The organism is Megasphaera sp. UBA4233 (assembly GCF_002395615.1).
Classification (GTDB): Bacteria; Bacillota; Negativicutes; order Veillonellales; family Megasphaeraceae; genus Megasphaera; species Megasphaera hexanoica.
Genome location: NZ_DGXL01000027.1, coordinates 46,128 through 57,825, shown reverse-complemented (window position 1 = coordinate 57,825; position 11,698 = coordinate 46,128). Strand labels below are relative to the sequence as shown.

Here is an 11,698-nt window from a genome sequence, read left to right as displayed (position 1 = left end):
GCTGCCTATACGGCAGTTAACGATGGATACCCCCGTCCGATCATGCACGGTTTTTTCTAAGCTGCCTATACGGCAGTTAACGTTTTTTCTGGGGCGGGGCTTTTTCGACGAGTTTTCTAAGCTGCCTATACGGCAGTTAACACGCTTCTGTCATCGGCAGGGGCGTATTTTTTTTTTCTAAGCTGCCTATACGGCAGTTAACGTACAAGCCGTTCTACGATATGACATGCTGATTTTCTAAGCTGCCTATACGGCAGTTAACATTTATACTTTTTGGATGGAATACCACATATATTTCTAAGCTGCCTATACGGCAGTTAACTCGCTAAAAACAGATGGTCTAAAAACAGTTTTTTTCTAAGCTGCCTATACGGCAGTTAACGTTATGTAACGGCCAGAAAGTGGTATTTTGCCTTTCTAAGCTGCCTATACGGCAGTTAACTAGTGATACGTGCTGTTAATAAAAGGCCGCTATTTCTAAGCTGCCTATACGGCAGTTAACAACGGGCGTTGAAACTAGGGAGTGCTTTAGCTTTTCTAAGCTGCCTATACGGCAGTTAACTATATATCATTCTAAGCCAGTTATCTTCCGTATTTCTAAGCTGCCTATACGGCAGTTAACTGCTCCTCACATCTTTTCAGCCTCCCGTAGAATTTCTAAGCTGCCTATACGGCAGTTAACTGAACTGCTGATACTGCAATTGGTACTGTACCTTTCTAAGCTGCCTATACGGCAGTTAACAGATACCCGACTAATTGTATGTCATGACTAAATTTCTAAGCTGCCTATACGGCAGTTAACGCTAGATGCTCACGACATGGACGGCTGCAACTTTTCTAAGCTGCCTATACGGCAGTTAACAAAAACGCCTTTTGGAATTATCAAAACCTGCCTTTCTAAGCTGCCTATACGGCAGTTAACGGCATATATTGCGACATATGTCTAAAAGTCCTTTTCTAAGCTGCCTATACGGCAGTTAACAAAGCAAGCGTAAAGCATTTACACGATATTATTTTCTAAGCTGCCTATACGGCAGTTAACTGTTAAAAACGAAAATAGGAAGTTCTCAATTAATTTCTAAGCTGCCTATACGGCAGTTAACGATTTGAAGTACGAAGAATGCGAACGACTGGTTTTCTAAGCTGCCTATACGGCAGTTAACTATGTGGTCATCGGCACATCGTTGCCGTACTTTTTCTAAGCTGCCTATACGGCAGTTAACAATCTGGCAGAGTGCCATGTTGACACCCATAGATTTCTAAGCTGCCTATACGGCAGTTAACCCGAACAGGTCCACGTTGCAGACAACCTGTATTTTCTAAGCTGCCTATACGGCAGTTAACGTACCGGACAAGGAATATCTTCTTGTGTATCTTTTCTAAGCTGCCTATACGGCAGTTAACGACTCAAATCCATAGCTGCCCTGCTCCATTTATTTCTAAGCTGCCTATACGGCAGTTAACAAAAACAAGTCTGCTATCTTTTTATCCGTGTATTTCTAAGCTGCCTATACGGCAGTTAACTTCCAGTTAATATATGTGTAAAATGGGATAATTTTCTAAGCTGCCTATACGGCAGTTAACAGAAACGCCTTTTGGAATTATCAAAATCAACCTTTCTAAGCTGCCTATACGGCAGTTAACGACAGCGGATAGCAAGCAAATATGGAGCATATTTTCTAAGCTGCCTATACGGCAGTTAACGTAGGCTTTTATGCGAATATCCTGATGCTACCTAAGCTTGCATCAGTCTACTCTTATTTAACCAAAATTTTATGCGCTTGTCAAAACCCTTGATTTACAAGGCTTTCCGATACATAGTAAAAACTTTGGTCAGAAATCAGGAACAGACGATTTCTTGCTGAATCCATAGGCAGAAAAACCGTTGCATGGCTGCTCTACAGCTTCCTGTTTCTGGATGAACAGGCTGAAACAATGGTGATTGGTCATGCTCTCCAGCTGGATATACGGGTAGCGATTCTTACTGACAGCCGTGGGAAAAAGTTTTTGCGCTTCTTCTATTGAAATACCGTGTCGCTTTGCATAGCGTCTAGCTTTCTGCATAACCGTAGCTTCCGGCTGATATCGGCTGTATGTCACGTATCCCTTACATTTTCTGATAGGGACCTGACGGATTGTCGTAATCTTCACGTAATCTGGGACAAAACGCATCAGTGCATCGGTCAGATTCAAACGCTGCAGATCTGATTCTTCTGGAGCGAGCAAACGAAGTCGATGACCCAGTGTCAGATTCTCCTCGGAATACTCAGGAAAGGCGACACCACATCGGATTATCCCCTGTTCATCCTTGCTGTTGACAAGTGCCAAATGAACTTGCCGGAAGACTCTGGACCAAAGGAAGGAAGCGGATATGTCTTCTGTGAGCTGTAATATAATATCTTGGAAGAACCACATACCTATCATTCCTTTCCGCTTGCGCCAAATACGCCGCCGCGAATCAGCATAGCCATGACGTAATGAGCAGCTTCCGGACTGTCAAAATCAGCACCCAGTGAATACTTATCAAACAGCGTATAAAAATCGCATTTTTCTTTTGGATTGCGGAACGCCTTGCCAAGATTCGTCACAGCCCCATATGGTTCTACAGAAATGGGACCTACACCGTTTCCCGTTTCATATTCGTTATACCAGGTATCAATCGTGCGAATTGCATTGCCGAGCTTCTGAGAATGCATTGCTGCCGTACCGTTCACTTCATATAACACTTTGCTCTTCTTACCTTTCCCTTTGTCAAGAATGAGCTCTTCACTTGGATAGACTTCCTGTCCCTTGCCAATCTTAGCAAACGCCGTGACTTCCAACAGCAAGTACGGAAGCTTACCATCCAGTGCCGACTCAAGCTGTTCCGATAAGGCTTCAACCTTTTCGTCAACATGATCAAAATCCTTCAGGGAATAATCATATGAATGAAACAGCCACTGCGTATTTCCAGATTTTACCTGCACTTCCAATTCTTCTGCGCCGACGCGATTTCTCCAAAGAAATCGCCCGTTAGCAAGATTCAAAGCATATCGTTTGGCTAATTCGCCAAATCCATATTGCTCAACATAGCGCTTCCCCATTTTCAAGATTTCTTCCTTGTGGTTTTCCACATTGCAGGCTGCGGGAACAGCTGCACCCGGCAGGACTTTCATCGTAAAAGTGACCTTTAGCGTATCCTGTTCCATGGTCAACGATGCTGCATCAACAGTCTGCAGATTCGGCTTTTCGACTTCTGCATTGAGCTTTGCAGGATCATTGGCAACTGCCGATTTCAGGCGATTGGAAATCGTGCCGCGAACAGATTTTTCATGCAACGGCAGGGCGGTCGCTTGTGTCTGCCGATTTTCCCAAGTTGTCCCATACATCAAACCATCTGAGAGAACGATTTTTTTCTCAAAAGATAGTACGGTTGCTAACCCTTTCGTGCTTGATTTTGCCATGATTAATCCTCTCCTTTAGCCTCTTCATCTGATTCCATCTGCTCATTCACACAGACGTATAAACCTTTATCCTCATCATAATGGTACTGCCACATCATATCATCCACACAATCAAACCGATGTGCCATCTTGAACTCGCCGAGGGTCAGCACAGGTTCTGCAAAGCGATGCAACGTACTCGCATCGCGCTGATTCGCAACGTGGCCAAGTGGTGTCAGCCCTTTAAATCCTGTAACAATCGGCACCAACCAGCCTTTTTCCTTGCGCGGCTGTACATTCCATGTATCGTGTTCGTCATCGTATTCATAGTGCAGAGCCAGCAAATCCAGCATCGCCTGCAGGGTATCTTGATGATTGAGTTCTTCCTGTCTTTGTTGCAACAACTGGCGACGCTCTATTAGGACATATCCCGGCATGAGACTGCGAATGGCACGACGTTTGTCTTCCTCATTTTTTTCATCCACCAAGAGGATTCTGGAGTGGCGCGTCGAAGTTAAATTTATAGCGTCTTGTATCGGCGAAAAACCAAGGACATCTCCGCCGGCAATCTTCATCCTCTCCAAAGCCTCTTTAACCTTCTCCTCAAAAATCGGAAAGTCGCCCGGCATGAGCCCATCGATTTCGATAAGAAGTGACACATTCAAATGGACTCTCGCTTCTTCAATAAATGGTGGCCGCTCAAAGGAAGCACCTTTTTTTCGCAAGGGATTCGCAGTGATAATCACTGAGTTCACATAGTCACCTGGTCCCTTATAGGTCTGTAAATCAAAGTCATGACAGGAGACAGCCAATTTCTTCAAGCGAATGCCTGACAGCGCTTCATGCTGACGAAGCTTTCTTTCAAGCGCGTGCATGGCACCTAACCACGCTGTCATGGCGGGGAAGCCAATCGTGAGAGGGCTGCTGAATGCATTCGCATTATGAATCTTGACCTGCCGCAACAGCAAATACGTTTTGATTCTATTCATCCTTCTCTCACCTCCTGCTTCAGGACGCTCTCCAACGTCGATGCAAAGGAGTGCAGCTCTGCATTCGAAAGCGAAATCTCTTTCCGCTTCTCTATGCGACAGAACCTCCCGTAGGCATTTACGAGCCAGCGAGAAAAATCCAAGCAAACCGGCCAAATCCAATCCGTATCGGCTTGCCGCTGTCTTCCATAGGCTTCATCCAGCCAAGTTGCCTGCTCATCTGACAGCTCGGTTTCCTTGCTCCATCCAGCAGGAAGGATCTGCAGACGATTTGCTTCGTACAAAATAGCTTCAACAAAATCCAGGATAATATCCTCCCGCCGCTTTCGCATTGCAAGATTGTGACGCTGATCGCGAAAGAGAGCATCGAGATCAGATAACGTGTCACTGAATCTGCGCCAATAAAGCGAATCAGAGAAGAAATTTCTCTTCGGCAACTTTATTTTGCGTCCACTAAGTATTGGTGGTTGTGAAGGCAAAATATCTACTCCAAGGGATGTATTCCGACAACTCATGTTTTGCGGCTGTGATCCCCCAAATGCAGCACGTGTGATATCCGGAAATATGAAATATGATTCTCCATAATGTTCTGACTTTTTATCACGGCACCTTCTCTGTGAGCGTGATGCAGTTTCAACCTGCTCCGTTAAAGAAAACATCATCGACACGGGCGGGATGACTGTCAACAAATGATAGTCATCTTCACCTGTCGGAAAGTACACTTGCCGCAAACGAGTATCCGTCATCTGTGGCACTTCCTGTGGCCGAATCTTAAGGATTTTCTCTCGCAGCGGTTCATACTCAACCCCCAAAGATTCAATCTCTTTGCGAATGAACGGTGAATCTTCACGGAAGTATTGCCATGCCGTCTTTGCCGCAAGATCTGCTTTTTGCTCTTCTGCCGTTTCTTTTTGAGAGAATTTTCCTACCAAGAATGAAGCAAACGCCATATAGGCGGCACCGCCATTCACGATCAAATCATCTTCGGCTGTCATGTCGGTTGTTGTCAAATATCCCTGGCCAACAGGCTGACTCGTATCGTGTACGCTGATGGCAACATCCGGATTGGTATAGCGAGCAATATGTGATACAGTTCTACAGCGCTCTAAATTCTGTAGATTCTTTTGTATCCACTCTGCCGGGGTCTGTTCTTTCTTTGCCGCTTTATCGGTGATGTAAGTTGCTATGGATCCCATATTTATCCCTCCTTTATTTTTATTATACCACATTTTTTAATTTCCTCAAGATTTTAATATGGATTTATTAATACAATCCTAAAGAAAAATCATATGAGCTGCCTATACGGCAGATTATGCTTCCTCAGGATTTAAATATTTACTAAGCTGCCTGTGCGGCAGATATTATCAAATTCATTATAGCAGAAACAGATTCGACTGACTATCCCTTTCTTTCATTCAATAAGGTATGGAACGCTCCAAGCTGGTCATCATACCAGTATGTCCTGCCGGATTCATCTGCATAGGCCGGAAGAGTCAGCTGACCGTATCGTTCTGATATCCGCTGCAGAACCTCTTCCTCGTCTTCATCGTCATACGATTTTCTGGCAACTTGAGCCTGAAGCGACGCCATATAATCACGTGGCAGCCAAAAGCGCTCCCTATGCGCATCTAGTTTCTCCTTGGGATATGGTTTCAAATTGTACATATCCCCGCAAAGCACGTATTCGCCGCTGTTTCTTTCGTAAAAGCCCAGCATTCCCTTGCTCGCATCGTATCGATAGCACAGGTCTCTATCAGGAACACCTGCACGGAACGGGCACAGATACTGTGCTTGGCCCGTCATCCACCAGCCAGTCTGCTGCCAACCACCCACTTGGTCCGGATATTCGTCATCGAGTCTACGCCAGTCCGCCAGTCTCTGATGCTCCAAATCGATCAGCCTCGAATGTGGACGAAGCGGTTTTGGAATCTGTACACGGGGAATGGCATCGATATGGTTCCAATTATCATCTGGAATCAGATCGTTCATATCATGACTATCCAACAAATAATCCGGATTTTTTTCGAAGCCCGGTCTGCAAAAGACAGCGTTCCTCCCAGAATCAACCATCCCCCTCCAATTAAATTCCATGACACCGATATTCGGGACCGATACATCTTGCAGACACGGACGGTGACGATGGACGCGCCCTGCCAGCTGAATAATCGAGCGATATGAAGAAGGTTCTACGACAGCCCAATCAAAATCATGGTCGCGTCCGATTTCTTCTACTGGAGTAGCCACCACCAAGAAAATACACCGCTTCATCTGGCCATGGTCCAAATGGCGGCGAAGGACAACATCTTGAAATGTCACCTTTGCGCCGCGTTCTTGCTTGCGGCGCAAGACATGGTCAAGATACACTTCCTGCTCATGGCGAAGCAGCAAAACCTGGCGACTATGATAACACATAATGAAAACTGCTGTATCCTCCGGCCAATCAGCCGACAACAGGGAAAGTGTCATATTGACGCATGGATTGATATTCGCAAATCGCATGAGACCAAAAGATACTTTCTTGCCCGTCTTCTCATCTACTACATGATGAGCGTCATGCAGTTGCAGGACGGCTTGCTTAGCTGCTGCAACATACGATTGCCATGATGTTTCTTTCGTTGTCTGCGGCTGGCAAGGAATCACGAACGCCTTCCGCTTTACGACCTGCATCTGTAAATTTTTGACGCGTTGCTCAACAAATTTCTCATGAGCAAACCCGTACTGCTTTGACTGCTGCAGTGGTATCACAGCGGATGCAGAACGGAATTCATCGACCCAGACAGCGTTTATCGTCTTGGCGCGATTCGAGAATGCATTGTAGCTGCACAGGCCATCCTGATAGGCTTGATACAGCCCTTGTGCCAAGTCCGGTGGAATCGTTGCAGAAGACAGGATGACATTGCGTCCGAGCATGCCCGCTAAATGGACGAGCCGGGCGACGGCTGTCAAATCTTCCGGCGAGAAATCATCTACTTCATCGATGACGAGATCCGATGACATCATCCGAAGGAAAGGCAGCAAGCCTTTTCCGCCGCGCGTCACCTCTGTCGCACGGATAATCTGATCGATGGTCGCAACAAGTATGGGTTTGAACAGGAAAGCACCATTTTTCTTCGCCTGCGGATTCTTACGCCCATCCAGGTAAATATCCAGATACTTCAACTGCTCATGCGTGAAATTATCTTCAAAAGAAATCATGTCTTCCAGGAGTTCTTCTTCCCCAGATCCGCCGATTTCGCAACGAGATGATTCTTTCCCCGGATCCGCATCATCCACTTTCTGTTTCTGGTGATACAGTTCTGCAATGGCCTGAGACCCAATGATTACGGCCAATTCATCTTTTGTCAAATGCATACGTTCCCGATATTCACTACCCGTCTGGAGTGTCAACGAGCGCAGCCCCAGAGCTAACGTATATCGCATAGTCTTGCCATCTGGTGACAAGGCCTGCATCAATTTGGCATTGGCCGTGGTCTTGCCGCAGCCTGTACTTGCCATATTCAAGATAAACCAAGCTTGTTCTATCCCATCCTGTTTGGTCGATTGGATTTTGCGGACTGCCTTGTCCTGCCACTGATAGGGTGCCTTCGCAGGTGTGAAGCGCACGGTATCAGCCACATCCATCTCACTGGCAAAGAGTGGCAACTGGTGCGCGATATTGACAGCTTGCGCAGCCACCCGAATCAAATGGGAGGATAGTTTATCACAGAGCTTATCTCCATCCGTATTGGCATATAAAACCTTCTTCTGCTCATCGACCGGTACATCTGTCTGACACTTCTGGGAAGAAACGAAATGATCTGCCAGCATCAAGGCTTCCCGCGCATATAAAAGAAGTGGACGCAGAGCTGAGTTCGCTTCCAAGCATAGCTGCTGCAACTGTGCTTTTTCCCGAAGCAGCCGTGCCAGCCACTTTTTGATCGCTTTATTCCAATCATCATCCAGCAAGAACCCTTTCGAAAAGGAAAAACAGGAATTTCTCTTTTCTGGAATGACGCCTTCATACCCCCATCCAGCTTTGACGGCCGAAAAAAGCCCTTCCAGCGACAGGGGCGGCTTCTCTGCACACATTTTACACTCCATATCATTCCGCGTCACGGGCATACGGTGATGGGACAGGATGAGCCAAGCGATTATACGCATGATGGGCGGCATACTCGGCAATGAATGTGCCTGTTCGCCCTGTTTCTTCATCTCATTCTTCAAGGTCGTCTTTTTCAGCTTTCCCTCCAAAAAAAGGCGTATCCAGGCATCATCATTCTGCGTGTCTCCACTGATATTTGCTATAGCTGCTAACAATTGACAAGAAACCCACTCATGACGATACGGGTCTTTCTCCATCGATGACGACCGGAGTTTTTGCTGGAAGTGATCCGAGGCTTTGCCCCAATCGTGAAAAAGTGCTGCCACAGATACCAGTGCTTTGAGCACAGACAAATACGGCCAACCGCCTTCCCATTCCTTGTGCAGGATATTTTTTCGCGTTGTATTGACAGGCACCCTTCCATCTTCATTGAATTTATCGCGGTTCCCTACTACCCAGAGAAGCTGGCTGCGATTGCGCGAGCGGATCCATCGACAAGACACTGCCGTACTTTTCGTCGCACTCCGGCGCAAGAGCGTCCTGACTTCCTGTACGCCTTCCTGGGTCATAATGGTCTGCCACGTATCATTGCCGATGCGGTCTGCAAATTGATCCAATATACGGCGAACCGTCAACAAGGCTTTCTTTTCACTGCGGCTAGTAAACAGTACCATCATGATACAGGTCCCTCCTTTCCCCACAGCTGACTTACGCGCTTCACTTCGTCAAACAAAAAGTCAAGAACCTTGTGTTCCGTGAATTTCTGCAGGCAATACGAACGAAATTCCTGATCTCGAAGATCATCTTCGGCGCAGATGAATGCGCCCGGCAGGACAATGGCATCTTTTACGAGATCTGCAACATCGAAGACCAGGGCACCGCGCCGCGTCTTCCCGTGCATGACGGCAAAGCCATGTGGTATCCCCAAGACCCATAGGGTGACCGCAGCCAAGCCATAGGCCAAGTAATTACCATGATTCAGGAAGATATTGGCCTTGTCACCCGCAGGGGCATCATGAAGGCGAACAAAATCCGTCCTATTGACACATCCACTCGCATATTTATAAAGTGCTTTCGTAAAGACTGCCTCGCCTGCCAGCAGCTGTTGGATATTCACAGATTGTCGAATCACCCGGTGGAATCGATGCATGGCTGATTCGATTTCATCGTCATCTGCATAAAAACCCCAGCTCTGCAAGTCCCGGTCCTTCTGCCAGACCCGCTCGATGAACTGGCATCGCTTCAATTGGAACTCTTTCGCTGCCGCTAACCGCTTCTCTGCCTGGAACCAAAAGGAGAGCCATCCCTGCACATATTCCGTTGGCCGGTATTCGCTCTGAGGGCTGAGCCATTCGATTTCCACACCGGAAAGCAACGGCGTTCCCCCATTGCCGCAAAACCCGACCAGGACGCCCGCCATAGCTAACATCCGCATAGCGGCCTGCGTGATGGATGTACCTGTTCCCAACAGCAGCACCGTCGTATTAGCAATCGGTATATTCCAGTACTGATTTTCCCGCTTCCCTTCTGTCAGATAAAGTACACGTCCATCTTTCTGCATGACTCGGCACTTTTCCAGGTAATAGATATTGGCCCTTTTGGAATGTAGAATAACTTTTAAACTCGATGCTTCAATTTCTGCTTTTGTCATGACATCACCTTCATTATTTCGTATAATAATTCGTTCATTACATTTCAAAAGTGCCATAAAAATCACACACAGCCAGCGTTCTTGTGCATAGGAACTGTCCCAGATAACACATCCTAGGGTATTTCCACATGACCATAGCAGGCACGCCCCTACCATACAAAACTTGGTTTGCAATAGCACAAAATTAATTGCCATCGATAACTTTCTAAGCTGCCTGTGCGGCAGTTAACCATAGATAACAGAGAGAGCCTAAACGAAAAAATTTCTAAGCTGCCTGTGCGGCAGTTAACCTATGGTGGCAACAACCTATCAGGGCGCGTTTTTTCTAAGCTGCCTGTGCGGCAGTTAACGATTTAATTATAAATTTTTTGATGAATACCAAATTTCTAAGCTGCCTGTGCGGCAGTTAACATTTTACAATTTCCCGGGGGGATTGCGATTACTTTCTAAGCTGCCTGTGCGGCAGTTAACTCCCACCAGTTGTGAACCGCATCATAGATAAATTTCTAAGCTGCCTGTGCGGCAGTTAACTACGCGACGTGTTGATGGCGGCAGACGCTACTTTTCTAAGCTGCCTGTGCGGCAGTTAACCATCAAAAGATGTATTGTTATACAGGCGTATATTTCTAAGCTGCCTGTGCGGCAGTTAACTGTCAGCTGTTGGAATGATCCCCGGTTATCCATTTCTAAGCTGCCTGTGCGGCAGTTAACAATAGGCGATGGGATAGCATAATATTTGGAAATTTCTAAGCTGCCTGTGCGGCAGTTAACGCCGAACTGTTTTATCTGGCCTAACGGCTTCCTTTCTAAGCTGCCTGTGCGGCAGTTAACGATAAAATCGCAAAGTCGGCATGGAAAGATAATTTTCTAAGCTGCCTGTGCGGCAGTTAACTTTTAGAGAAAGCCGGCATCGTAGAGGACGATTTTCTAAGCTGCCTGTGCGGCAGTTAACATCATCCAGCGTGAAATCAGACGAGCCGCCGATTTCTAAGCTGCCTGTGCGGCAGTTAACAGTATTCTTTTGTGCGAATATCCTGATTCTATCTAAGCTTGCATCAAGTTACTCTTATTTAACCAAAATTTTATACGCTTGTCAAAAGCCTTGATTTACAAGGTTAGTGTCAAGAAGTTTTCAGTCTTTCCTTTAATGCACGCCTTTATGAAGCTATATAGGGACTCGCTTCATCACTTTACCTTTGGTGCGGTAAAATGCAGCCGTTCTTTCACCTTGCGGTGTGTATGATATACATCCCGCTGGTGCTCATGCCATTTGCCCTCTGCTGCCAGTTCCTGAAATGCCTCATAGCCATATCCCGTTTAATAACTATATCGGGGTTCTTTATTGTTCTGGTGATTTCTGCTACAATAGTTTTCATAGAAGACCCTGATAATAATGAAATCGGTGCAATGGCCTCTCATTATCATCAGGGTCTTCTTTCTTTTTGGCAAGTCTTACCGAGAACTATTTTGCACTATCCCGGAAATCGATAGAAAAATCTGGCCAGTTCTTTGCTTCTTTGTAAAAATCATGTAAAATAGATACAGTTCTCTTTTT

The 11,698-nt window shown here is 46.3% G+C and carries 6 protein-coding genes and 2 CRISPR repeat arrays; all 6 genes read right to left on the bottom strand.

Annotated elements, in window-relative coordinates:
- Nucleotides 1–53 precede the first annotated feature (53 nt).
- Nucleotides 54–1,704: a CRISPR direct-repeat array (repeat unit 28 nt; unit sequence TTTCTAAGCTGCCTATACGGCAGTTAAC).
- Between the two features lie 129 nt (nt 1,705–1,833).
- On the bottom strand, nt 1,834–2,415 hold the full coding sequence (cas6f, locus tag B2U90_RS10110; protein ID WP_292017701.1) for a type I-F CRISPR-associated endoribonuclease Cas6/Csy4: 582 nt from the start codon (nt 2,413–2,415) through the stop codon (nt 1,834–1,836).
- Nucleotides 2,416–2,420: 5 nt separating this feature from the next.
- The gene (gene csy3, locus B2U90_RS10105; RefSeq protein ID WP_059077312.1) at nt 2,421–3,443 is read right to left on the bottom strand and encodes a type I-F CRISPR-associated protein Csy3; all 1,023 of its coding nucleotides are present in this window, start codon (nt 3,441–3,443) and stop codon (nt 2,421–2,423) included.
- A 2-nt stretch (nt 3,444–3,445) separates the two neighbouring features.
- Nucleotides 3,446–4,411, bottom strand: coding sequence for a type I-F CRISPR-associated protein Csy2 (gene csy2 / locus B2U90_RS10100; RefSeq protein ID WP_292017700.1), 966 nt, complete (start codon nt 4,409–4,411; stop codon nt 3,446–3,448).
- Entirely contained in the window at nt 4,408–5,607 is a 1,200-nt protein-coding gene (locus tag B2U90_RS10095; protein ID WP_292017699.1) for a type I-F CRISPR-associated protein Csy1, read from the bottom strand. The genes csy2 and B2U90_RS10095 overlap by 4 nt, the downstream gene beginning before the upstream one ends.
- Before the next feature lie 202 nt (nt 5,608–5,809).
- Nucleotides 5,810–9,169: a type I-F CRISPR-associated helicase Cas3f gene (gene cas3f, locus B2U90_RS10090; protein WP_292017698.1), complete on the bottom strand. Its 3,360-nt coding sequence runs from the start codon at nt 9,167–9,169 to the stop codon at nt 5,810–5,812.
- Nucleotides 9,166–10,143 carry a type I-F CRISPR-associated endonuclease Cas1f gene (cas1f, locus tag B2U90_RS10085; RefSeq protein WP_170087730.1) on the bottom strand — a complete coding sequence of 326 codons (978 nt, stop codon included), beginning with the start codon at nt 10,141–10,143 and terminating at the stop codon, nt 9,166–9,168. The genes cas3f and cas1f overlap by 4 nt, the downstream gene beginning before the upstream one ends.
- Nucleotides 10,144–10,345: 202 nt before the next feature.
- Nucleotides 10,346–11,155: direct repeats of the CRISPR family, unit length 28 nt; unit sequence TTTCTAAGCTGCCTGTGCGGCAGTTAAC.
- Nucleotides 11,156–11,698: the final 543 nt, after the last annotated feature.

Coding starts and splice junctions, on each gene's coding strand:
- cas1f (WP_170087730.1), bottom strand. CDS start 10,143: ATGACAAAAGCAGAAATTGAAGCATCGAGTTTAAAAGTTATTCTACAT.
- csy2 (WP_292017700.1), bottom strand. CDS start 4,411: ATGAATAGAATCAAAACGTATTTGCTGTTGCGGCAGGTCAAGATTCAT.
- cas3f (WP_292017698.1), bottom strand. CDS start 9,169: ATGATGGTACTGTTTACTAGCCGCAGTGAAAAGAAAGCCTTGTTGACG.
- B2U90_RS10095 (WP_292017699.1), bottom strand. CDS start 5,607: ATGGGATCCATAGCAACTTACATCACCGATAAAGCGGCAAAGAAAGAA.
- csy3 (WP_059077312.1), bottom strand. CDS start 3,443: ATGGCAAAATCAAGCACGAAAGGGTTAGCAACCGTACTATCTTTTGAG.
- cas6f (WP_292017701.1), bottom strand. CDS start 2,415: ATGTGGTTCTTCCAAGATATTATATTACAGCTCACAGAAGACATATCC.